The following is a 22,411-nucleotide window of genomic DNA, read 5'->3' as shown; positions in this document are numbered from 1 at the left end:
GGGCTACCAAGCTATCCTCTTGTGTACTTGCGCAAGAAAACATCGCTGCTCCCCGCCGAGCTTTAGCCAAAAAAGTTTCCCTCGGTTACCCCTGCCACCCAAACATTTCCCTGGGCATCAATCGCGATGGCGCGGGCTTCGTCAGAGGAAGGGGTGCCCAACTGGCGCAGCCAAGGGCCGCGACCACACCCAAAACCTAAGCCGACACAAGCTAAGCCGCCCAGAACTGCTCTAGCCAGTGCCTGTCTCCTGCTCATAGGCCCTCTTTTCCGAGCTACTCCCCGTTTCATTCCCTCCCACACCCCTGTCTGGTCGAGGGCAATCAAATCCTCCGCTGGAATATCCCTGACTTCTTGACTATAAGCTAGTCGTTCTCTTTGCACCTCTTCTTCTTGGTCTCTCGCACTGCGGTAAGTCTTTTTTTAGAGTCATTCCTTGCTTTTTCAAGAGATTGTGTATCGTGACGGTACTCACATCAATCGCTAAGCCCTCCCGCAAGAGTTCTTGATACTGCCACAGGTAGAAGTCTGGTTGTTCCGCAATAATTGCCATCACTTTCTTGAGAATCTTCCCTCAAAGCGATCCCCGCCCGGAAGGGCTAGGAAGAGCTGAAAATCCTCTTCCCTACCATTGTGGGAGGTAGCTGTCATTAGCAAGAAATGGCGCGTTAGCTGGGAGAGCAACTTACCTAGCTTATAGCGCTTGGTTTCCTTGACTTCTCCGCCGAAAAAAGAGGCCGAGAGCTTGTGAGCCTCATTGACAGCAATCAAATCCCAATCTGTTGCCTTCAGCTTTTCTTGCAGCGCCTCATCTCGGCTCAGTTTATCCAGCCGGGCAATCAGCAAAGGGATCTCTTGAAACAAATTTCCCGTTCGCGCAGCTTCAATCCGCTGCAGCACTAGGCTGCCAGGACAGACAATGAGACAACGGTGCAGATTGCCGCGAATCAAGAGCCCCGCCATAACTCTCTTGCCGGCGCCGGGATCTTCAGCCAGCAAAAAGCGCAGCGGCTGCCGCGTCAGCATTTTTTCATAGACGGCGCTAATCTGGTAGGGCAGAGGTTCCGCCAGGGAGGTATGAACTGGAAGTAGGGGATTGAAAAGTGGGCTAGACGAATTCGTTAGGCTTCGGAAACCAGCGGGAACAGAGCCTCATCTCGCTTGAAGTTCCAGAAAAATCCCTCGGCTACAACTTCTGGGGCCGTCTCTTTGTCCCGAAACACTCCCCCGACTAAAGTCGGGGGATTCCTACGCAGTCCACAAGCGGACTCATCAAGTCGTTGTCAAGACGCCCCTACACAGTTCTCTAGGGCAAAGCCCTAAGGTTCTGCTTACTTCGCTGAGCAACGCCCCCACCCCAGGCACTGGAAGGAAGAAAGCCGGGATCGCCTACAGAGATAGGCCCAGCTTCAGTCCCAGCAAAGCATGGGCGAAGAGCACGCAGAGGATGAGGCTGCCTAAGTAGGCATGGGTGGTGCGCAGGGCCTCGCGGTTGCCCCCAAAGCCACTTAGGGACAGGGCACCGTTGGCTGCCAACAGCAGCAACACCAGGGATCCCGTCCAAAAATGGGGGCTGCTCAGCAGGGGCTGGCCCTGCATGACCAAGGAGAGAAGGCCGCCGGTGTAGCCTAGGGCAATGAAGGTGGCCATCCAAGGGGCCAGCTTGCGGTGATCCCAAAGCGGCTTTTGGGCCGATTCCGGCAGGGATCCCTCGGCTGCTAGGCGCAAGACCCGCCCCCGCCAGCCGGTCAGGCCGACAAAGCTGCCCATGACCACTACCACAATGCCCATCATCAAAGGATGTCCCCATTGCACGATTGGCTGGGGCAGGTTGAAGCCGGCAAAAAACTGGGCCACCGGCTGCAAGGCAGCCGTCAACCTCTCCGAAGTTGCCGACAGATCGGGCAGAGCCACACTCAGCATAGGGATCCCTCCACCTTCGGGACAACTACAACTTCTTAACAAATCTACAACAAACCCACTTTCGATGACAGATGCCGGCGGGAAGCTTCAGGGGGTGCAGCCGCAACGGTAAAATGTCTAGCGGTGAAGCCGTGGTCGGCCACAGATCTTCGGCTGCCGCCTGCTGATGAGCAAAACGGAGTTATTCACATGGCCAAGTTGTTGTTGGGGGATCAGTCCTTTGAAGTTGAGCTGCTGACGGATGTGCCCACCAATTGGCCTGGAATTAAAGTCATGTCCAAGGGCGCCAAACTGGATATCCCAGCAGGAACAGTGGTGAGGGTGGAGTCGGAAGATGACCATGTAACCGGCTCTTACAAGGTGGTTTATCGTCTGGCTCCCGCCTATCCTCGCAGTTGGCGGCTGCTTCTGGAGCGGGAGAGTGCCGCTGCACCGCAAGCGGAAGCGGCTCCAGCGACCAAACCTGCTCAGGTTGCCCCTTCGGCAGCCTCGTCCCTGCCCAACAGCGACAAGATCTTCACCATCAAGGTAGCCGGTCTGGTGGGAGGGGGCGTGCGCAAAAGCGTTGTCGAGTACAAAGTGCCCTTCAGCCGCCTTTCTCAAGAAGTAAAGCGGATTACCCAAAGGGGGGGCAAGATCGTCAGCATTACGGAGTCCAATTTGTTGAGCAACCTCGACTAACTTGCCTGGAAGGCATCTGGGGCGGTGGGCTTTGGCTCTGCTGCCACTTCTATGGGCTGGGGTGCTACCTGGGCGAGGAAAGGGATCCCTGGGCGTTTTGGAGGGAACCACGGGCAAGGGCTTCCCTATCCCCAACCAGGAGATGGGGGTGGTAGGCTGACGTTGGTTTTGCCGGTGAGGAGGAGGACATGACGTCTCGACAGCCGCCGACGCGCCGGGGCGGCCATCCAGTTCCTAGGGCAAAAAGGGGATCCCCCTTCCTGGGCCGAAGTCTTTCTAGCTCTGCGCAGCGACCGCCAACCCAGTTGCGCTTCCGGCTGCTCCGCTTCTTGGCTTTGTTGACCACAGTGCTGGGATTTGGGACGGGAGCCCTGGTGGCCTGGGCCACTGCCCATCCTGGTTGGGTGAGCCGCCTGTCGGGGCTGCTGCCACCCCCAGCCGAGTTGCCAGCGCCTCGGGCCGAGGCCAAGGCAGCCCGACAGCGCCCGCCCCTCCCCCAACAGCCGCAACTGCAGCGGGATCCCTTTGCGTTGGATCCCTTGGCCAGCCTCTCCTACGTGCCCGCCATCATGTATCACGATGTGGTGGCCGGCCGCAAAGAGGTTTGGTTTGACACCACGGCGGCGGAGCTGCGACAGCACTTTGAAGCCATCAAGCAGGCGGGGCTGATTCCCATCCACATCGACCAGCTTTACAAACACCTGCGAGATGGGGATCCCTTGCCGGAAAAGGCCATTTTGCTCACCTTTGACGACGCCTACCTTGGGCTTTACGAAAACGCCTACCCGCTTTTGAAGGAGTACAACTACCCCGCCACCTACTTTGTGCAGACCGGCTTTGTCGGCGTGCCCACCAGCAAAGATCACTTCACCTGGGATCAGATGCGGGAGATGGATGCCAGCGGGTTGATCGACTTTGCTGCCCACACCGTCAACCATCCCCCTGACCTACGGGTGCTAGACGATGCCCGCCTGCGGCGAGAGGTGTTTGACTGCAAGACCAAGCTGGAAGAGGAGCTGGGCCACCCCATCCACTACTTCGCCTATCCGGAAGGCAATCGGGACGAGCGGGTAAAGCAATACCTGGCCGAGGCGGGTTACTGGATGGCCTTTACGATGGATCCCGGCTTTACGGGACAGTCGCCCAACTTGCTGGAGGTACGGCGCTTTAACCAGTTTCGCATCACCGAGGCCATCATCGGCGCCCGCACCTTCACCCTCAGCCGCAGCCCCGACTACTGGCTGGATGTGACTCAGCCCCTGGCCCCGACCGATGAGGTCATTGACGGGGTGAGGATCCTCACCATCCGCGGCGGACGGGCAGCCACGGTGCACGCGGAGCGGCGCTACGAGGTGAGAACCTTGGCCCAGCGCTACCAGGCCGATGCCGGCATCAACGGCAGCTTCTTCTCCATTCCTTGGATCAACTCCGCCAGCAACGTCATGGTGGGACCGGTGATGGCCGCCAACCACAAGACGTTCATCCCCGGTCGCCCCGAAGACGACAAGGTGGTGCGCGGTCGCCCCCTGGTGCTGCTGGGCAGGGATCGGCTGCGCTTTGTGCCTTTTGATCCCGACACGATGACTCAGCTCGACAACCTTCGCCAGCTCATGCCGGATGTCACGGACCTGTTTGTGGCGGGCTTGTGGCTGGTCAAGGATGGCCGGGCCCTTTCGCCAGCGGAGATTGACTCGTTTCGCCTCTCTAGCGCCGCCGAGTTCCGACCCCGCGCCTTTTTTGGGGTGGACGACCAGGATCAGGTGGTAATCGGAGTTACCAAAACCCACGTCAACGCCGCCATCCTGGCTAGCCTATTGCCCAAAATCGGGATCCGCGAGGCGGTGCTGCTGGACTCTGGCTTTAGCACTTCGTTGGTTTACCGAGGAGAAATTCTGGCCACTGGCCATGCCGGCCCCAACCAGCCCAGCCGCCCGGTGCCCCATGCCATTTTGCTCTACGACCTAACCCGTTTGTGGAGGGAGGATCCCCAGCAGCAGGCAAGCGCCAACTCTCCCGGCAGCCGGCTGGAGGGGCTGGTGCAGTTGCTCCCCAGCGGCGACCAGGAAGTGGCCAAGGCGCAGCTGGAGAGCATCCTGGCCGGCCAGCGCACCCTCAAGCGGGGGGAGCGGGGCCCGGCCGTGGTGGCGGTGCAACTGGGCTTAAGCCGCCTGGCCGCTCAGCAGGGACGGCTGGATCTGCTCCCCTCTGGCCCCGATGGGGTGTATGGCAATGAGGTGGCCCAGGCAGTGGCAGAGTTGCTGTTGACCGATCGCGTCAGCGGGACGGAGTCCTTAGCTGGGGGCGGTGAGACGGGATCCCCGCAAACAACCCCCACTCCCCTGGTGGCGGGAACGGCAACCCTGTCCCGATCGCGTCCGTGGGACGGAGTCCTTAGGGTGGATGCCATCGATGCTCAACTGCTGCAACGCTTACTGGAGCGGGTTAATCTCGCCCCAGCCTCTGTGTTGGTGGATACCCGTCTGGAGCGGCCAACTTGGCCTCTGGAGCGCAAGCCGACCCGGAAGCTGCTGCCGAGAGCGGCTCTGGATTGACATACTCCCCACAGCCATAGCTGCAAAGAGTTGGTGAGCGCAGCGATTTAACCTCAAGCTGAGGCCAAAGCCAGGCTAGGCCCCCCTGGTTTGCAGGGTGAAGTTTCTCCCGGCAGAAGCCAGGCTGGTCGCGACTGTTGCGCGTGAAAGTGGCCGAGCGGGGTTGGGATCTGGGGGGAGTGAGAGATATCCTTTCTGGGGCGAGTTCTGCTATCCTGCTTTCAGGAATCTTTAACCTTTCTGATTTTCTGCCGCCTTTGATGGTTGTTGCTTCGGCCTCTCTTGCTTCAGCAAATCTGCCCCGCACTCTTCTGCCGGCGGAGATCGCCCATCTAGACAACCTCAGCTACAACGAACAGGGTTTGATCCCGGCCATCGTGCAGGACTACCTGGACGGGACGGTGCTGATGATGGCCTGGATGAACCGCGAGTCGCTGCAGAAGACTCTGGAAACGGGCCGCACCTGGTTCTGGAGCCGCTCCCGCCAGGCGCTGTGGCCCAAGGGGGAAACTTCTGGCCACGTGCAGTGGGTCAAGCAAATCCGCTACGACTGCGACAGCGACGCGCTGGTTATCTTGGTGGAGCAGGTGGGAGAGGCGGCCTGCCACACAGGGGCGCGAAGCTGCTTCTTCCGCACTCTCCCCGAGAAGGAAGGGGATCCCATGCCGGCCGCCGATACCCTGTCGCAGGTGTTTGCCGTGGTCAAGGCCCGCCAGGCGGATCCCCGGCCCGATTCCTACACCAGCAGCCTGCTGGCCAAGGGAGACAACGCCATCCTGAAAAAACTCGGCGAGGAGACGGCTGAAGTGGTGATGGCGGCAAAAGAGGGAGACAAGGCAGCCCTGGCCCGCGAGGTGGCGGATCTCTGGTACCACTGCCTCGTGGCTCTTGCTCATCATCAGGTGGATATTCGGGATGTCTATCGCCAGCTCCAAGCCCGCCGTTCCCCTCAGTGAAGGTGCTCTGTCCGAGGAGGGGCAGCTGCCTTTGGAGGAGATGGAGCAACCCCCCGCCAAGACCTACCTAGATTTACAGGCTGCGCGACGGGGCCAGGTGGATCTGGAAACCGACCGGGAGACTTTGGCCCGTTACCTGCGCGGCCATGGCCAGTGGATCCAGCGCTGCTTCCAGCCGTTGCGAGTGGAGCCCCTCTCTGCTGAAACCTACAGGCTGCAGTTTTTCCGCATGGGCGGGCTGGGGTTTGAGCTGGAGCCCAGCTTTGGGGTGAAGATCTGGCCAGAGGAAGATTACCTGTTTCGGCTGACTTCCATTGAGCTGCCGGGGGATGCCGCCCTGCCCTACTGGGTGGATTGTCGGGCCAGCTTCCGGCTGGAAGAACTACCGGGATCCCTGGCCACCACCCGCGTCCACTGGGATCTCCAGCTGAATATCCGGCTGCATTTGCCCAAGTTTTTGCAGGTTCTGCCGCGCAAGTTGGTTCAGAAAGTGGGCAGCCAGGTGGTGCAGCAGGTTACCCGCGGCCTCAGCGATCGCTTTACCCACAATGTCTGCAGCGATTTCTATGGCTCCATTGGCCGTTCCCATCACCCCTATCGCTTGGTTGCGGTGGAAGATGGGGCGTGATATGGTAAGGGGCACATGTGTTGCGGGCAGGCTGCTTGGTCCTTCCCGGCAACGGGCGATGGGGTTCGCCGCAACCGCCTCAGGCAGATCCTAGGGATAAAGTTTCTCTAAGACTTAGAGCTGGGGCTGATGACTCCTACTCTTCTGGGCAGATCCAGGGGGTGGGAGTCTTTGATGTTGAGTTCTCACCCCGCAGAAACGCGAACGGCTTTTTCTCCCTAGGCTGCCCTTCAACACGCGGACGGCGAGGAGAGAGGTTTTGTTGATGCTGGGCAGTTGGCTGTGGATCTTGGGGATGGGCTTTTTTGTCGGCCAGATCCTGGGCCGGCTGGGAATGCCGCCGCTAGTGGGGATGATCCTGGTCGGGATCCTGTTGCAAGAGGTCTTGTCCCCAGAGCTGTTGGCGGCAGCCGGGGATCTGCGCTTGGTGGCCGTCACGATTATCCTGATGAAGGCCGGGCTGGGGCTGGATCGGGAAAAGCTGGCCCAGCAGGGATCCGTGGCGCTGCGGCTGGGGTTTTTGCCGGCAGCCTGTGAGGCGCTGGCGGTGGCGCTCTTGAGCCGCTGGATCCTGGGGTTGGACTGGGCGACGGGGCTGCTTTTGGGCTGTGTAATCGGGGCGGAGTCGCCGGCGGTGATCGTGCCGGGGATGTTGCGCCTCAAGAGCTTGGGCTGGGGGGTGGCCAAAGGGATCCCGGACGCCATTTTGACCGGCAGCGCCCTTTCCGACGTGCTGCTGCTGTTGGGCTTTAGCCTGTTGCTGAGCTTTTTGGGGCAGGGATCTCCAGAGGGCCTTCGCCTGTTCGGCCTGGAGCTGTCGCCGCTGCAGTGGCTGCCGTTCCAGGTGGGGATGGAGATCCTGCTGGGGGTGGCCATCGGCTACCTGGGGGCGCGGCTTTTGGTGGCGCTCCTGGTGCAGCAGAACTGGACGCGCAACAGCACGCAAGAGGTGTTGCTGGCAGCCTGCCTGGCGCTGGGCCTGGTGTTGGCGTCGCAGGTGTGGCCCTATTTTTCCGGCTACCCGGCGGTGATGGCCCTGGGGTTTTTTCTCGTCCAACTGGATGGGCCGCTGGCGCGGCGGCTGCGGCTTGGGTTCGACGCCCTCTGGACGGTGGCGGAGATCGTGCTGTTTGTCCTGCTGGGGGCCTCTTTGGATCTGCAGGTACTGGGATCCCTGCTCTTGCCCGGCTTGCTGCTTTTGACCCTGAGCCTGCTGTTGGGCCGGGGCCTGGGCTGGTGGCTTTCCACGGTAGGGAGCAACTGGAACTGGCGGGAGCGGCTCTTTTTGCTGCCGGGCAACATGGCCAAGGCCACGGTGCAGGCGGCCATCGGCGGCATCCCCTTGGCCCAAGGGATCCCTGGCGGAGAGACCATCCTGGCCATAGCGGCCTTGTCGATTCTGGCCACAGCACCCCTAGGGGCTTGGCTGACCCAGGTCTTTGCCCCTCGCCTGCTGGAAAAAGGGGAGGTGGATCCCACCAAGGTGGGCAGCCAGGGCAAGGTGAGCTTCTTGGCAGCCGTCGATACTTCTCCCTTGGCCGAGGCAGTGCTGCGCAAGGCAGCGGATCTGGCGCGGCGGCTGGACGGGGAAGTGATTGTGCTCCATGTTACCGACGAGCCGCAGGGGAAGAGAGTAGAACAGTTGCGGCAGCTGGCCCAGCGCCTCTTGGCCGACATTCGCCACGAATTTTGCCTGGCCTCCGGGCCTTTGGCAGAGACCATCGTGGGCCTAGCCCAGGAGCGTCAGGTTACCGATATAGTCATGGGCAAGCGGGGCCAGCGCGGCTGGGAGCAAGTATTGCTGGGATCCACTTCGCAAGCGGTGTTGGAGACCAGCCCCATCCCGGTGATTTTGGTGGAAGAAGAGGAGTTCGGGAAAGCCAGAATTGACACTCCCACCGCCTAAAGGCGGGGGATGCTTACGCAGTCCACAAAAGAACCCGTAACGGCGTTGTCAAAGCGCCTCTAGACAGTTCCTTCACGCAAAGCCCCAAGGTTCTGCTGACTTTCTTAAGTAGGTTGGTGGCAGCATTCGCCTCAGCCTAGAGGGTCTCCACCCGTCGGGTTTTTCACCATAATTAGGTAGCTCATCTCCATCTAGGAAGCTTGCCTGCGAGCTGTACGCCTCCTCTACCTCAATAAACTCCATGCCATAATGCTGACATAATTGCGCAATACGCTCCTTGAACCGACCTGTTGGAATGAAAACAAAGTTTTGGTTAAAGCCGCATTCTTGTTTTTGTTCTTTGTTCCAACCAAAGACGATTCTCCCAATTGAGTGGTGTAAACAGAAGTCAATGACCTTGCGCGCAGCTTTGTGGATTGCATCCCGCATCCGCCGGTTTCTTTTTTCCGTAATTCGACCAAGCTTTTGCAATCAAAACCCCGGCAGCTTGTGAGTCTTGAGCCTAGCCAGCTCCTTGTTGTACCCCTGGTTAAAGGACTTGACTTTGCGGCCGTCAATGATGAAGCTATGTCCTAAGTTGCTAACGCACGTAAGCCAGTTGTTGACTCCGTGGTCAATTGCTAAAGCTTTTCTCGGATCCAGCGATTGAGGTCGAGCAGGCTTGGCATAGACCCACTTCAGCTACAGACTTGCAGGTCTGTTGCGCGGCGGAAACATACATTGCGATGAAGTGCTTGCTTTGGGTTCTCCCCATCTCAGCGCAAAGCTCACCATAGCTTGCCCATCGCTTCGTTTTGAAATAGACTTGTCTCGCATAGTACAAAGCACAGTTGCTTATTAGACTGTTGACACACTAATAGGGGGACTAGCTCTCTGTTCCTGACTATAACCTGCTGACAGCCGTACTCCATCATTGTTGGCAAGCGGCATGACAACCGCAGTCTGACATGGGCAAGCGATAGTGCGAGAGGAAAGTCAACGGTACAATCACTACAACCATGGTGTGGGGCTAGCGGTTGTTTATCTTATTTTTTGGCTAAAGAGAAGGAAAGAGGTCTTGGTGGGAGAAGTCAGGAAGAGGTTGTTTGAGCTATGAAACTATATCAACGACCCCCATCATGGGTAAGCGACCAAAGTCGCTAGCGGGCTTTTCCGCCCCGCACTCAAGTGCGGGGCTACCAAGCTATCCTTTTGTGTGGCTCGGCAAGCCCTAGGGGAAGTGGTGGAGCCTGTCTAGGCGAATCTAAGTCAGGTTTGAACTGGGGATCTGGTGGGGGGCAGGCACCGGACTGAGAAGCGCCCACCGTTGGGCAAAGGCTTAGCCAACAAGCTGGCAGAGGGTCTCTTGTCTTTCTCGGTCTTGTTCGGCCAGCTCCTGAATGGCCCGTTGGTACACCTGGGCGGGTGTGGATCCCTGGTCGACCTGCTTCAGCCAGCGCTGGGCCTCGTTGCCCTGTTGGAGCAGAGTTTGCAGGGGAGCCAAAAAGCAGCCCAGGCCCTGGGGTTGGCCGAGGCGCCACGCTTCGGTCAGCAGCTCTTCAATCCATTCCTGGGCCACCCGTTCTCGGCCCGTGCGCCAATCGACCAGACGGGCTCGCAAGGACTCGCGAGCAGCGGCCTGCTCGTTGGCCTCGCAAAGGCTCTCCAGCTCCGTCGGTGTCAAAGGCCCCCGCAAGGGATCCAGCGCTTCTGGCTGGGCCAGCAACTGCCAGAGACGGGCCTCTACCAAGGCAGTGATGGCCAGGGTCATCACCGGATCTGCCACCAGGTCGCAGATGCGCAGCTCCACCCGGTTGAGATGGTAGGGCCGCTCTGGGCCGTTGGGCCGCACAGAGGCCCAGAGGTGGCGCACATTCTGCATCGTGCCCAGGGCCAGTTGCTCCCGCATCCAGGCGATGTAATGGGCGTGATCCCGGAAGAAGGGCACCTGGGCCGGCGTTTTGGGAAACACCTGCCAACGGCTGGAATGGTAGCCTGTCACCTGGCCGTCCAGAAACGGAGAAGAAGCGCTCAGGGCCAAGTACAGGGGAGCTTCCGCCCGCAGCAAACGGCAGGCAAGAAAAATGGCCTCGCTATCCGGCAGGCCAACATTGATGTGAATGCTGGCGGTCACCACCCGCGTGCCGTAGGTGCGCTCGATGTAGTCGTGGTAGGGGTTGTCCGGATCCGAGCGCTCAAAGTGGTCGCTGCCGCCCAAAGCCAGCGTGCTCCCCGGCAACAGGGTGTAGGGGCCAAGGCGGCGCAAAAATTGCCGCAGTTGCAGCCGAGGCCGCAGCAGGGCACAGAGCAGATCCTCGTAGCGGCGAAGGGGCGGAGTGATGTACTCGACGTTGCGCCGATCTGGTTCTCGCACAAACCCCGGCAAAGCCTGGCAGATGCGATCCGACAACCCCACCACTTCTCCGGCGGCGGTGCCGGTGTACATCTCTACCTCAAAGCCCTTGGTCAACAGCACAGGCCAGCCTCCAGCCGCAGCCTCCTCAGTCTAACCTCTACCCATTTTCCCAGGGTTGTGTAGGAAAGGGTTTCTCGCACTACCGTACAATGTCGGCAACGCTTGAAGACGATCGTGGGGAAGGGGCGGCGTGCGGGATCCCATCTACATTCTGGGAGCAGGGCCGGCGGGCATGGCGGCTGCCTACCGCTTGACCCAACTGGGCTTCCCTGTGGTGGTAGTGGAACGGGAAGACAGGGTTGGGGGCTTGGCCAAAAGCATTTGCTACCGGGGGTTCATTCTCGACTATGGCCCGCACCGCTTTTTTACCAAGATCCCAGCGGTGCTGGAGCTGTGGAACCAGGTTTTGGGATCCGAACAAGTGACTGTCCGGCGGCTTACCCGCATCTACTACCGCAAGCACTATTTTCAGTACCCCATTCAAGCCTGGGAAGTCCTGCGCAAAGTTGGCTGGTGGGAAAGCCTGCTCATTGTTCTTTCCTACCTCTGGGCCCAACTTATCCCGCACCCAGCTCCCCAGAACTTTGCCGACTGGGTCAAGGGAAAATTTGGTAGCCGGCTTTTTCAGATGTTCTTCAAGAGCTACACGGAAAAGCTCTGGGGGATCCCTTGTACCGAAATCAGCGCCGATTGGGCTGCCCAGCGCATCAAAGGTCTCAGCCTTGGGCAAGCCATCCGCAAGGCCTTGGGCTGGAAGCGCGGTTCGGTCAAATCCCTGATCGACCAGTTTCAGTTTCCCCGCCTGGGATCCGGACAGCTCTACGAAAAAATGCAGGAGTTTTTGCTGGCTGAGGGTCAAAAGGTTTGGCTAAATACAGAAGTCATCGCCCTTAGACATCAGGGATCCCGGATTGTCAAGCTGCAATTGCGCAATCTTCAGGATGGAAGTGAAACATGGGTCTCCCCCTCCCACGTCATCTCCTCGATCCCTCTGACAGTTTTGGTGCAGAGCCTACAGGAGTTGCCTCCTCCAGAGGTACTGCAGGCAGCCCGCAACCTCAAGTTTCGCAACACCGTTTTGGTTTATCTGATTGTGGAGGGATCCCAGCTTTTCCCCGATAACTGGCTGTATATCAATGAACCAACAGTACAAGTTGGTCGGGTAACCAATTTTGCCAATTGGTCGCCGGCTATGCTCCCCAACCGAGAACAAACCCCCTTGTGCTGTGAGTATTGGTGCAACTTTGAGGATCCCTTGTGGCAAGCCCCTGAGGAGGAATTGCTGGCTTTGGCTGAGAGGGAGCTGCGCCAAATTGGCCTGCTCCAGGATCAGAAGATCTGCGGTGGCTTTGTGGTGCGCCTGCCCCGCACCTATCCCATCTACGCCGGCAGCTACAAAGAAGACTTGGCCATTTTGCAGAGGTATCTTGGCGAGTTTGAAAATCTGCAACTGGTAGGCCGCTACGGCTCGTTTAAGTATAACAACCAAGATCACAGTTTGCTGATGGGCCTGCTGGCTGCTGAGAACATTCTCCAACCCGGCAGCCACGATCTCTGGCAGGTGAACTCCGATGACGATTACCAAGAGGAGATTAAAGTGCCATCCCCACCCGCAAAGGTGCGACAATGAGCTTCCCTCCTAGCCACCTCTTGCAGCACAGCCGGCAGCATCTGGTCTCTTTTGCCGTCCAAGTTTTGCTTCCCGCTGTGGCTTTGACGCTGCTGCAGATTTTCTTGATCTCCTTTTGGAGCCAGGAGGATGACTATGCTTCCATCTTCAAGGGTTTAACCCAGCGCGATAGCTACTGGTACCTGAGCATTGTGGAGCGGGGGTATCAGTTTGTGGGCTTTGACAAGATTGCCTACGAGCAGAGCAATGTGGCCTTCTTTCCAGGCTATCCCCTGGCGGTGGCCGCCATGAGCCGCCTGTTGGGAGTTGACCCTGAACTGGGGCTTTATCTCACTGCCCAGCTCTTTTGCTGGCTGATGTGGATTTACCTTTTCCTGTTTTACCGCCGCTGGCAGATCCCCCCTCTTGGGCAAGTTTTGGCCAGCTTAATCATCCTGGTCTATCCCAGTAGCTTCTACTTGGTAGTGGGCTACAGCGAGTCTCTGTTTCTGGCTAGCCTGCTGGGTTTTTTCTACTGGTCCATGGACTTGAACGCTCCCTGGCCGGCGTTTCTAGCCGGGATCCACGGTTTGGTGATGAGCGCCACCCGCATTGTGGGTTTGCCGGTGGCGCTGGTTCCTCTGCTGCGACTATCCCACCCTTGGTTTTGGACAGCCAGCGCTGTTGTTCTGGCCTTGTTGGGTGGGCTGGGCTTTTTCCTCTCCTGCCAGCTCCGCTTTGGCTGTTGGGATCTCTACCTGGAAATGCAGCGCTACTTTGGCCCCAGTTCTTTCGATTATTTGGCTATTATTCGACCTCGTACTTATGCCCCCCTCTTTTCTAGTGGCTATTGGCAGTCCTTGCTCTCCTTTTCCGAGGCTTTGGGGGCTGGGATATGGGCCATTTCCCTCAGTCAACTGTTTGTTCTCCTCACGCTGGGATCCCTAATTATTACAGGCCTGCTGGATGGGTGGAGTGTCCTGGCCGGCAAGAGCCGGCGCTGGCAAGAGCGGCTGGGGTTTCATTTGGCTGCCTGGGCCATGTTCTCTATTTCCGTGGCTGGCATGAGTGCCGTGGCCCAGAGAAGTATGATCCGCTACTGCCTGCCAGTCCACATCCTGCAGGTGCTGACCTGGCTGCATGGGGTTAAATACACCAATTTCAGCTTCATCCCGCAACAGGTGCGTCCCTATCTTGGCAGTGTCCTGAGGCTGGGCTACTGGATCTTGGCTTTAGTCTTCTTTGCCCTGAATCAAGTCCTCACCTGGCGCTACGTCCAGCATCTCTGGGTGGCTTGATTGAACTTCCGTAGTCAAGAAGGAGAATGCGCCAATGAGTTTGCGCCCTTGCCACCTGTTGCAACAGATTTGCAGACTTTTAGTTGGCTTTTCTGCTCGGATTTTTTTGCTGGGCCTAGCGCTGACTGTTTTGCAAGTGTTAATGATATACCTTTGGACAAAACACAGCGACTATGCTTCTGCCTTTACAGCCCTGAGCCAGCGCGATAGCTACTGGTACCTGAGCATTGTGGAGCGGGGGTATCAGTTTGTGGGCTTTGACAAGATCGCCTACGAGCAGAGCAATGTGGCTTTCTTTCCGGGCTATCCTCTGGCGGTGGCCATCATGAGCCGCCTGTTAGGAGTTGAGCCGGAGCTGGGGCTTTATCTTACTGCCCAGCTCTTTTGCTGGCTGATGTGGATTTACCTTTTCCTGCTTTACCGCCGCTGGCAGATCCCCACTCTTTGGCAGGTTTTGGCAAGTCTAATAATCTTGGTTTATCCTAGTAGCTTCTACTTGGTAGTAGGTTACAGCGAGTCTCTGTTCGTAGCCAGCCTGCTAGGTTTTTTCTACTGGTCAATGGACTTGAACTCTCTCCGGGCGACACTTTTGGCTGGGGCCCACGGTTTTGCGATGAGTGCCACCCGCATTGTGGGTTTGCCGGTGGCGCTGGTTCCCCTGCTGCGGCTATCCCGCCGTTGGTTTTGGACGGCAGGCGCCGTTGTTTTGGCCTTGTTGGGGGGGCTGAGTTTTTTCCTCTACTGTCAGCTCCGCTTCGGTCGCTGGGATCTCTACATGGAGATGCAGCGCTACTTTACCGGCGTCCAGGCCAATTACCAAGCCCTTTTCCAGGCTCATACCTATGTTCTTTCCCCTGAGCGATGGCAGGTCTTGCTCTCTCCTTCTGCACCGCTGCAGGATCCTGGCCTGTGGTCTGATGCTCTCAGCCAACTGTTTGTGTCTGTTACGCTGGGATCCCTAGTTGTTACAGGCTTGCTGGATGGTTTGAGTGTCGTGGCCGGTAAGAGCCGGCGCTGGCAGGAGCGGCTGGGGTTTCACCTAGCTGCCTGGGCTATGTTCTACATCGCTGTAGCCGGCATGAGTCCCCTAGGCCAGCGAAGCATGATTCGCTACTGCCTACCGGTTCACCTCGTGCAAGTGCTGGCCCTCCTGCACTGGGCCAAGCACACAGATTTCGGCTTCCTTCCCCTGTGGGCGCGCCCCCACCTAAGCAGAGTTCTCAAGCTGGGCTATGGGCTTCTGGGCCTGATCTTCCTCGTCCTCAACCAGATCTTGACCTGGCGCTACGTCCACCATCTCTGGGTGGCTTGACCCTGCTTTCTTGAGGATAGGATGTGAGGGATCCCGACTTCTCACCGACTGAGAGCTGTGGCGTTTTCCTCTCCCCACAAGTGGCCTCGGCAGAAATCGTCCCTGCGAGTGGCTCAGCCCATCGAGCCCACCAAAATTTACCCCTGCCCCTGTTGCCACCAAGGTCAGTTGCGCCTGATTACCCTGACTGAGGCTTTTGGCTGCAGCCGTTGCCAGCATATTTTCGCCATCACCCCCGACCGTTTGCACATTGAGCAACTGGCCGTCTCCTACCCCTACCGTAAAATCTGGTTCTGGAACGGCCATCAGTGGGTGTTGCACCGGCAAAGCACTTTCCAGGGATCTGCGCTCTTGGGCCTCACCCTCAGCCTGGGGGTTGCTTTGGCGGTGGGGTTTCTGGGCGTGTTGCTCTTCCCCAGCCAAGCCCAGTTGCTCAGTTGGTTCCTGATTCTTTGCCTGTTGCTGACGCTGTTGATGGTGACGGCGATCCTGCTGCTGCGGCGGCCTTGAGATGCTTGGGATCGTTGCCAGGGATCCCTAGTTTCAGCCCTTGTGGATCTAGCCATTTCTTGTTAGCAGTGGTCAGGAGCAGGTCTGTCGTCGGTCAGCCGGGCAGGAGGGAAGCGAGTGACCGATTTTGGTTCAGCCTTTGACCTCAGCACCACCCTGCGCCAGGTGCGCCGCTTGCTGCCTCAGCTCCAGCGCTTGAGCGGCGAAACCAAACGCCAGGCCCTGCTGGCTCTCTCGCGCTGTTTGCTGGAGCGCTCCGATCTGCTGTTGGAGGCCAATACCCTCGACCTGGAAAGCTGCCGCGAGCAAACCCTGCCGGAGTGGATCCTCAACGGCCTCAAGCTTACCCCCGAGCGCCTGCAGCGATCCGCCCAGTTGCTTGCTCTCCTGGCCCAACAGCCGGATCCCATCGGGAGCCTGGAGAGGGGGTGCCGTCAGGACAACGGGCTGTTTATTGGCCGCTACCGCGTCCCTTTGGGGCTGATCGCCTTGGTCTACGAGATCTACCCCGAGTTTGCCTTGAATGGCATTGGCATGTGTCTCAAGACGAGCAATGGCGTGATCTTGGCCGGCAGCGGCCCCATCCAGAAAACCCATCAGGCCCTGGTCAACCTGTTGGCAGAGACCGCCTACGAGCACGGGATCCCGGAAGGGGCCATTCAAACCCTCCCCGCCCAAGACCAAGCGACCGATCCCCAGGCCGATTCCCCACTGTTGCTGTTGTTGCAGCAAACCCGCTATGTGGATCTGGTGATCCCCTGCGGTCGCCCCGGCTGGGTGGAGTTCCTGTTGCAGGCCAGCAAAGTGCCGACTCTGGTCACGCATCTGGGGTACGGCCACATCTATGTGGATCGCACCGCTCCTTGGCCTTTGGTGAAGTCGGTTTTGTTGGATCCCTTGGCTCGCTATGGCCCAGAAGGGATCCCGATCTATCAGCCCCTCACCCTTTGGCTGCTGATCCACACCGATTGGGCCGCCCATCATCTGACCGCCCTGATTGAAGACTTGCTGGGTCAAGGGATCGATATACAGGCAGCAGCCCCCATTCTGGAGCGATTCCCCCAGCTTCAGCCGCTGGGGGAAGGCTTTGACTCCACAGAACGGCCTCATCTGCGCCTCCAGCCCGTTGCCGACCTGACGGAGGCGATCGCCTGGATCAACAAAAATGGCTGTCGTCAATCGGAGACGATCCTCACCGACAGCCAATCGGCAGCCCAGCGCTTTCTCCAGGAGGTGGATGCCGCCCTGATCCACATCAACACCTCTCCCCTCTCGGCAGGCCGGGGAGCCGGGATCCCCACCTTGGGAGCGTTTCGCGACCTGTCTTTGGGCATTTCCACCCAGCGGCTGCACGTGCGCGGGCCCATCGACCTGGAAGCCTTGACAACGGTGAAGGTAGTGGCTCAGGGTGACCTGTAGCAGGGGAAAGTTGGGATACCGAACTGCTGTTCTCCCCAAAAGCCAAGAGATGGCGTGAGACTAGAAAGGGAGGAATGCCGGCCCCGTCGTCCGACGTCCAACCCAGCCCAACAGACAGGGGGGAGAACTCCTTTGGGGATTGACCTGCGCAGTTACGTGTTTTTGGATCGGCTCCAGCCCCAGTACGCTGCTTATCTGGGCACGGTGGCCCAGGGCTTTTTGCCTCTGCCAGGGGATACTTCCCTCTGGGTCGAGATTTCCCCCGGCATCGAGATCAACCGCGTTATGGACATCGCCCTCAAAGCCACCTCGGTAAGGCCGGGGCTGCAGGTGGTGGAGCGCCTCTACGGCCTTTTGGAGGTACACTCCAGCAACCAGGGGGATACCCGCACTGCCGGTCGGGCCATCCTGGCGGCTTTGGGGGTGAGCGAAAAGGAGCGCCTCAGGCCGCGCATCATCTCCAGCCAGATCATTCGCAACATCGATCCCCACCAAACCCAGTTGATCAACCGTTTCCGCCGCGGCCAGATGCTCCTAGCCGGCCAAACCCTCTACATCCTGGAGGTGCAGCCGGCAGGCTATGCCCCCCTGGCCGCCAACGAGGCAGAAAAATCGGCCCGCATCAACATCCTCGAAGTGATGCCCTTTGGCAGCTTTGGCCGCGTCTACTTGGGCGGGGAAGAGCAAGATATTCTGGCTGCCTGTCGGGCTGCCGAGGAAAGCTTGGCGGCGATTTCTGGCCGGGATCCCCTACTATTGCCCGAGGAGGTGTAGCCGTGGCAACATCGGAGCCCAAACCTTCCCCAAAACCTGGCTCGCCCCTGCCCCCAGGTCGGGATCCAGCGGCAGATCGGGTGAGGCTGCTCACGGAACTGGCCGCCCCCTACCGCAGTCTGCGGCGCTTTGTCTACCTGGCGGTGGGTTTTTCGGCCACCATCGGGGCATTTGTATTTTTCTTTCGAGCCTTGGCAGGGCGGGATCTGGAGACCACCCTGCCCAGCTTGGCCTTACAGTTAGGGATCCTGGCCGGCGCCCTCGGCCTCAACAGGCTGGAAAGCCACTCCCAGCAAAAGCTGGTCAGACGGATGAAGCAGCGCCTTAGCAGCCAAAAAGACTCGCCCCGTCCGCCCGAGGGCGATGCCCCGCTTTAGGGCAGGGACGGCTAGCCTGTCAATAGTCCCAGTCCCCTTGGCGGGGATCGGAGTCGTCTTCCTCGTCGGCGCTGGGAAGATAACGGCGGGCTTCCTGGGGCCACTTTTGGGCTATTTGGATGGCAAGAAAGGCCGCGAGAGCCACTAAAACTGCCAAGGTGAGAATTGGAATCGCCAGGATCACCACTGCGCCCAACACGTAGATGGCCACCTTGGGCAAGGAAGGATCCACCCTCCAGCCACGCCTGTACACCCAGTCGGTGAGCTGCCGATCCCAGCGGCGCAGGCGAGGTATGTTCTCCGCATAGATTTCCTGGAGAATGCCGGCCAAAACGGGCCCCAGGCGGTGCATTTGGCTTCGAGTTTGCCTTCTCCAATTCCGCAGCGAGCGTCCCATTCGTAGGATCCTTGCCCTGTCCTTCCTCAGGCAATCCTAGCCCAACCGCGAGGGCGACCTTCCCGTCGGCGCGGCAAGGGATCCCTGGGGATGTAAATTTGTTTGAACATTTGGATCGCAGATCGGGGTGGTTTGGCAGGACTACAGTACACTGAAGGCACCCGTGCAGTGGTGTTGCTGCCACGCCCTTCGGTAAACCTTTTTTTAATCTTTCAAACAGCTCGACTGGAGAACGCTAATGGCTCACACGGTCAAGATCTACGACACCTGCATCGGCTGTACTCAGTGTGTGCGGGCCTGCCCTACTGATGTGTTGGAAATGGTGCCCTGGAAGGGGAACAACAAGGCCGGCATGATTGCCGCAGCCCCCCGCACCGAAGACTGTGTTGGCTGCAAACGCTGTGAGACTGCCTGCCCCACGGACTTCTTGAGCATCCGCGTCTACCTTGGCCCCGAAACCACCCGCAGCATGGGCTTGGCTTACTAAGCCATCGGCAGGTTGGGTTGCAATTTTCATTTGAGACAAGCCTTCCTACTTTCAGCGAAACAGCCTCTCTTCAGCCCCTCCTGGCTGGGAAAAAGTTGGGCGGGCTGTTGCTCTAGTGAACGGGTTTATCGGAGAGGAGGGATCCCTCCTCTTTTTTTCTTCAAGGGTCGAGGTAGAGCCGGTGTTGGCGAATGTAGTGCTCCACAGCAGGGGGCACCAGGTAGCGGATGGATCCCCCCTTTTGGATTTGCTGGCGCAGGTAGGTGGAAGAGAGCGTTAGGGTGGGGGCGTCCAGGATTGCTGCCCGGATGGGCAGCTTTGCGGCCACCGACCGCAGCACTTGGGCGGCGTCGCCGGCATCGATACGGGGGGCAACAATCCAATGGCAGAGGCGGGCCAATTCTTCCGCCTGGTACCACTGGGGCAGATCCCGCAGGGCATCCACGCCGATAATCCAATACCACTGGGTATCCGGCTGCTCTTGCATCAGGCTGCGCAGCGTCTCGATGGTGTAGGAGGGGCCGGGACGGCGGATCTCCAGGTCGGAGCAGGCAAAGCGCTCGTGGTCGGCAATGGCCAGCTTCACCATGGCCAGGCGATCGGCTTTGCTGGCGCCGGCGGCCAAGGGCTTGTGGGGAGGATCCCCTGCCGGCATCCACAGCACCTGATCCAGGTTGAACTGCCAGAGGGCCTGCTCCGCCATGATCAGATGGCCGTGGTGGACGGGGTTGAAGGTGCCGCCCAGAATGCCAATGCGGCGCTGCTGGGGATCCGGAGGGCTCATGGCTGCCGGCTGAGGTAGGTGATGGCATCCCGCAGCCACTCTTCCGTTGGGCGGGGTTGGGAGGGCAAAGCTTGCAGGGCCGCTTGAATTTCTTGGAGGCTGTAGCCGAGGGCCAGCAAGGCCATTTCCACCTCTTCCCGGATGGCCGGAGGCGGCCCGCCGGCCAGGGGGCGATCGGCGTTCTCCAGGCCTTGTCGCCAGTGGGCCAGCTTGGTTTTCAGCTCCAAGGCTAGCCGTTGGGCCGTTTTGTGCCCTACCCCTGGCGTGAGGGAAAGTAGGCGCACGTTTTCGGTCACCACTGCCTGAACCAGCTCCGGCAGGCCGAAGGTATTCAGCAGAGCCAAGCCCAAAGCCGGCCCCACCCCCGAAACTTTGATGAGCTCCACAAACACATCGCGCTCGGCTGGCGAGCCAAACCCGTACAACACCAGCTCGGTCTCTCGCACCACCAAGTGGGTAAACACCCGCACGGGCTCTCCGATGGGGGGCAGTTGCTTGAGAAAACGCGCCGGGGCCTTGACCCGATAGCCGATCCCCTGCACCTCAACGGTGAGGCTACTGCGCTCTCCCCATTCGATGGCGACGAGGTGGCCGCTCAAAAACGCGATCATGCTGCGAGTCCAATCCGTGTTTAGGATACGCTGCTCGGCTACAGCTCCAGAGTCGGCCGAGCAGAATCTAAAAGAATCTAGAATAAGAAAAGCTTAAATAACAAAAGCTTACAAGCGACCTCTATGGCTTCAACATCGGCATCGGCCACTCCTATCTCGGCACGCTGGATTTGGCGGGGGCAATCCGTCCATTACGTCAAACAGGGCGAGCAGGGGCAGCCTTTGCTTTTGGTGCACGGCTTTGGGGCTTCCACCGACCACTGGCGTAAAAACATTCCCGAATTGGCTCAACACTACCAGGTCTATGCCATCGATTTGCTCGGCTTTGGCCGTTCGGCCAAGCCCAACTGGGACTATCGCGCCGAGATCTGGCGGGATCAACTGCGGGATTTCTGTCAACAGGTGATCCGGCGGCCTGTGGTGGCCATTGGCAACTCCCTGGGCGGCTATGTGGTGCTCAGCCTGGCGGCAGAGTGGCCGGAGTGGGTGCGGGGGGTGGTGCTGCTTAACGGGGCAGGCGGCTTTTCCACGGTTAAGGGATCCCCATCTGGCTGGCGGCAATGGCTGGGTGGCCTGGTAGGCTGGGGCCTGCGCCAGCGCCTGGTGTCTTACCTATTGTTTCAGTATTTGCGGCAGCCGCGGGTGATTCGCTCCAAGCTGAAGCAGGTCTATTACGACCCGGCGGCAGTGACGGATCAACTGGTGGAAGACATTCATCGCCCCACGCGGGATCCGGGGGCTGCCGATGTGTTCGTGGCCCTGATGCGGGGCGGGCAGAAGGGGCGCTATGTGGACGAGCTGCTGCGCAGCTTGGTGCGCCCCCTGTTGTTGATTTGGGGCGAACGGGATCCCTGGATGCGGGTCCGCGAGCGCTCTAAGCTCTACCGGGCTCACTACCCTCAGGCGGTGGAATACTTCCTGGAGGCCGGCCACTGCCCTCACGATGAGCGCCCCGAAGAGGTCAACGCCCTGATCCATCGCTGGATCGAGCTGGGGATCCCGGCCACCACCTCTCCTCCCCTTTCCAAAGCAGCGCCGGTCTCAGACCTGCATCCTTAGCCTTGGGAGCTAGGCGGGCTTGACTGCCAGCTCCGGCGGCGGATCCCCTTCCAGGCCGATGGCGTACTTCAGCCATTCCCGATGGGATCCGCTGCCGACGGCTTTGGAGATTTCAAAGTAAAGGGTGCTGTGGGGGCGGCGGGGCTGGCGGAGCAAGGGCATGCCGGCCTCCCAAGGGGTGCGATTCCCTTTTTTCACGTTGCAGCGCACACAGGCGCTGACTACATTCTCCCAGGTATCTTCACCGCCGCGGGAGCGCGGGATCACGTGATCCAGGGTTAGGTCTTCGCCGTAACAGCCGCAGTACTGGCAGCGGTGCCCATCGCGGTAGAGGACATTGCGCCGCGTCAGGGGGATCTCCTTGTGGGGAACGTGAACGTAGTGGCGCAGGCGGATGACGGTGGGCAGAGGGATGTTGCCGTAGACTACTTTGCCATTGTGCTCGATTTGCTCGGCCTTGCCCTTGAGCAAAAGGACAACAGCTCTGCGCCAACTGGTGATGTTGAGCGGCTCGTAGGAGGCATTTAAAACCAAAACCTTGCCCATAGTGCTACGCACCGCTGACGAAATCCCCTACCGGATCTGAAAGGCGCCAGCTCTCTTGAAGTTACGCAAAATCTTAACACAGCTTTAGAGGCGAGGTAGCCCACTTCACTCCGGTAAAACCTCGGGTTCCCTTCCCTCTGCCGGCTCAGCACAACAGGATCCCGACGTGGTGGATCGAGATCCCGAGG

Annotated in this window: 23 protein-coding genes, 3 pseudogenes and 1 riboswitch; of the genes and pseudogenes, 15 read left to right on the top strand and 11 right to left on the bottom strand. The window is 59.3% G+C overall.

Annotation, left to right across the window (positions count from 1 at the left end; all coding sequences use genetic code 11):
• Window positions 1-62 precede the first annotated feature (62 nt).
• The 4 genes and pseudogenes from ACVWXC_RS02375 to ACVWXC_RS02360 form a co-directional block, all read right to left on the bottom strand.
• Window positions 63-257 (bottom strand): SBBP repeat-containing protein, encoded by a 195-nt coding sequence (locus ACVWXC_RS02375; protein WP_457390909.1) that lies wholly within the window; start codon window positions 255-257, stop codon window positions 63-65.
• 12 nt (window positions 258-269) lie between these two features.
• Window positions 270-561, bottom strand: a pseudogene (locus ACVWXC_RS02370) (IS630 family transposase); the annotation flags it as partial.
• A 2-nt stretch (window positions 562-563) separates the two neighbouring features.
• Window positions 564-1,222 (bottom strand): annotated as a pseudogene (locus ACVWXC_RS02365) (DEAD/DEAH box helicase); the annotation flags it as partial.
• A 166-nt stretch (window positions 1,223-1,388) separates the two neighbouring features.
• Window positions 1,389-1,922: a DUF4079 domain-containing protein gene (locus ACVWXC_RS02360; protein WP_011429413.1), complete on the bottom strand. Its 534-nt coding sequence runs from the start codon at window positions 1,920-1,922 to the stop codon at window positions 1,389-1,391.
• A gap of 189 nt (window positions 1,923-2,111) precedes the next feature.
• On the opposite strand from ACVWXC_RS02360, the gene ACVWXC_RS02355 reads away from it, so the two are divergent.
• The 5 genes from ACVWXC_RS02355 to ACVWXC_RS02335 all read left to right on the top strand — a co-directional run bounded on the left by ACVWXC_RS02355 (window position 2,112) and on the right by ACVWXC_RS02335 (window position 8,645).
• Window positions 2,112-2,603: a phycobilisome linker polypeptide gene (locus ACVWXC_RS02355; RefSeq protein ID WP_099812449.1), complete on the top strand. Its 492-nt coding sequence runs from the start codon at window positions 2,112-2,114 to the stop codon at window positions 2,601-2,603.
• A 188-nt stretch (window positions 2,604-2,791) separates the two neighbouring features.
• Window positions 2,792-5,155, top strand: coding sequence for a polysaccharide deacetylase family protein (locus ACVWXC_RS02350; protein ID WP_414389985.1), 2,364 nt, complete (start codon window positions 2,792-2,794; stop codon window positions 5,153-5,155).
• A 260-nt stretch (window positions 5,156-5,415) separates the two neighbouring features.
• Window positions 5,416-6,111, top strand: coding sequence for a bifunctional phosphoribosyl-AMP cyclohydrolase/phosphoribosyl-ATP diphosphatase HisIE (gene hisIE / locus ACVWXC_RS02345; RefSeq protein WP_240527738.1), 696 nt, complete (start codon window positions 5,416-5,418; stop codon window positions 6,109-6,111).
• 40 nt (window positions 6,112-6,151) lie between these two features.
• Window positions 6,152-6,739, top strand: coding sequence for a DUF1997 domain-containing protein (locus ACVWXC_RS02340; RefSeq protein WP_457410462.1), 588 nt, complete (start codon window positions 6,152-6,154; stop codon window positions 6,737-6,739).
• 45 nt (window positions 6,740-6,784) lie between these two features.
• Window positions 6,785-6,885, top strand: a riboswitch (Fluoride riboswitch).
• Between the two features lie 119 nt (window positions 6,886-7,004).
• Window positions 7,005-8,645 carry a cation:proton antiporter domain-containing protein gene (locus tag ACVWXC_RS02335; protein ID WP_099812450.1) on the top strand — a complete coding sequence of 547 codons (1,641 nt, stop codon included), beginning with the start codon at window positions 7,005-7,007 and terminating at the stop codon, window positions 8,643-8,645.
• A 72-nt stretch (window positions 8,646-8,717) separates the two neighbouring features.
• Here the strand turns inward: ACVWXC_RS02335 and ACVWXC_RS02330 are convergent, their stop codons facing one another.
• Entirely contained in the window at window positions 8,718-9,074 is a 357-nt protein-coding gene (locus tag ACVWXC_RS02330) for an IS200/IS605 family accessory protein TnpB-related protein (RefSeq protein WP_049749708.1), read from the bottom strand.
• 42 nt (window positions 9,075-9,116) lie between these two features.
• Window positions 9,117-9,263, bottom strand: coding sequence for a hypothetical protein (locus ACVWXC_RS02325; RefSeq protein WP_346426101.1), 147 nt, complete (start codon window positions 9,261-9,263; stop codon window positions 9,117-9,119).
• 343 nt (window positions 9,264-9,606) lie between these two features.
• Between ACVWXC_RS02325 and ACVWXC_RS02320 the strand changes: the two are divergent.
• Window positions 9,607-9,738, top strand: a pseudogene (locus ACVWXC_RS02320) (IS200/IS605 family transposase); the annotation flags it as partial.
• A 225-nt stretch (window positions 9,739-9,963) separates the two neighbouring features.
• Here ACVWXC_RS02320 and gshA read toward each other — a convergent pair.
• Complete coding sequence (gene gshA, locus ACVWXC_RS02315) at window positions 9,964-11,100, bottom strand: glutamate--cysteine ligase (protein WP_041438083.1); 1,137 nt, start codon at window positions 11,098-11,100, stop codon at window positions 9,964-9,966.
• Between the two features lie 130 nt (window positions 11,101-11,230).
• Between gshA and ACVWXC_RS02310 the strand changes: the two genes are divergently transcribed.
• From ACVWXC_RS02310 to ACVWXC_RS02280, 7 genes are all read left to right on the top strand, one after another.
• Window positions 11,231-12,670 (top strand): NAD(P)/FAD-dependent oxidoreductase, encoded by a 1,440-nt coding sequence (locus ACVWXC_RS02310; RefSeq protein ID WP_457390855.1) that lies wholly within the window; start codon window positions 11,231-11,233, stop codon window positions 12,668-12,670.
• Window positions 12,667-13,947, top strand: coding sequence for a hypothetical protein (locus ACVWXC_RS02305; protein WP_457390853.1), 1,281 nt, complete (start codon window positions 12,667-12,669; stop codon window positions 13,945-13,947). Before ACVWXC_RS02310 ends, ACVWXC_RS02305 begins: the two co-directional genes overlap by 4 nt.
• A 142-nt stretch (window positions 13,948-14,089) precedes the next feature.
• The gene (locus ACVWXC_RS02300) at window positions 14,090-15,259 is read left to right on the top strand and encodes a hypothetical protein (protein ID WP_457390851.1); all 1,170 of its coding nucleotides are present in this window, start codon (window positions 14,090-14,092) and stop codon (window positions 15,257-15,259) included.
• A gap of 57 nt (window positions 15,260-15,316) precedes the next feature.
• A complete protein-coding gene (locus tag ACVWXC_RS02295) occupies window positions 15,317-15,769 on the top strand; it encodes a hypothetical protein (protein WP_011429404.1) in 453 nt (150 codons plus the stop codon).
• Between the two features lie 117 nt (window positions 15,770-15,886).
• On the top strand, window positions 15,887-17,188 hold the full coding sequence (locus ACVWXC_RS02290) for a gamma-glutamyl phosphate reductase (RefSeq protein WP_457390849.1): 1,302 nt from the start codon (window positions 15,887-15,889) through the stop codon (window positions 17,186-17,188).
• A 132-nt stretch (window positions 17,189-17,320) separates the two neighbouring features.
• Window positions 17,321-17,962 carry a hypothetical protein gene (locus ACVWXC_RS02285; RefSeq protein ID WP_011429402.1) on the top strand — a complete coding sequence of 214 codons (642 nt, stop codon included), beginning with the start codon at window positions 17,321-17,323 and terminating at the stop codon, window positions 17,960-17,962.
• Between the two features lie 2 nt (window positions 17,963-17,964).
• Window positions 17,965-18,339, top strand: coding sequence for a DUF3493 domain-containing protein (locus ACVWXC_RS02280; protein ID WP_011429401.1), 375 nt, complete (start codon window positions 17,965-17,967; stop codon window positions 18,337-18,339).
• A gap of 19 nt (window positions 18,340-18,358) precedes the next feature.
• On the opposite strand, the gene ACVWXC_RS02275 is transcribed toward ACVWXC_RS02280, so the two are convergent.
• Window positions 18,359-18,736 (bottom strand): hypothetical protein, encoded by a 378-nt coding sequence (locus ACVWXC_RS02275; protein ID WP_011429400.1) that lies wholly within the window; start codon window positions 18,734-18,736, stop codon window positions 18,359-18,361.
• Window positions 18,737-18,974: 238 nt separating this feature from the next.
• Here ACVWXC_RS02275 and psaC point away from each other — a divergent pair, with 238 nt between their 5' ends.
• Window positions 18,975-19,223, top strand: a complete 249-nt coding sequence (psaC, locus tag ACVWXC_RS02270; protein ID WP_011429399.1) for a photosystem I iron-sulfur center protein PsaC — start codon at window positions 18,975-18,977, stop codon at window positions 19,221-19,223.
• 160 nt (window positions 19,224-19,383) lie between these two features.
• Here the strand turns inward: psaC and nadD are convergent, their stop codons facing one another.
• Window positions 19,384-20,007: a nicotinate-nucleotide adenylyltransferase gene (gene nadD, locus ACVWXC_RS02265; RefSeq protein ID WP_011429398.1), complete on the bottom strand. Its 624-nt coding sequence runs from the start codon at window positions 20,005-20,007 to the stop codon at window positions 19,384-19,386.
• Window positions 20,004-20,618: a Holliday junction branch migration protein RuvA gene (gene ruvA, locus ACVWXC_RS02260; protein ID WP_011429397.1), complete on the bottom strand. Its 615-nt coding sequence runs from the start codon at window positions 20,616-20,618 to the stop codon at window positions 20,004-20,006. Before ruvA ends, nadD begins: the two co-directional genes overlap by 4 nt.
• A gap of 123 nt (window positions 20,619-20,741) precedes the next feature.
• Here ruvA and ACVWXC_RS02255 point away from each other — a divergent pair, with 123 nt between their 5' ends.
• Window positions 20,742-21,677, top strand: coding sequence for an alpha/beta fold hydrolase (locus tag ACVWXC_RS02255; RefSeq protein ID WP_011429396.1), 936 nt, complete (start codon window positions 20,742-20,744; stop codon window positions 21,675-21,677).
• 9 nt (window positions 21,678-21,686) lie between these two features.
• Here ACVWXC_RS02255 and ACVWXC_RS02250 read toward each other — a convergent pair whose 3' ends face one another.
• Window positions 21,687-22,223: an HNH endonuclease gene (locus tag ACVWXC_RS02250; protein WP_099812453.1), complete on the bottom strand. Its 537-nt coding sequence runs from the start codon at window positions 22,221-22,223 to the stop codon at window positions 21,687-21,689.
• Window positions 22,224-22,411 lie beyond the last annotated feature (188 nt).

The sequence above is a fragment of the Thermostichus sp. OS-CIW-20 genome (assembly GCF_054061455.1).
The sequence above is the reverse complement of the archived record's forward strand: the minus strand, read 5'-3'. Positions and strand labels throughout refer to the sequence as shown.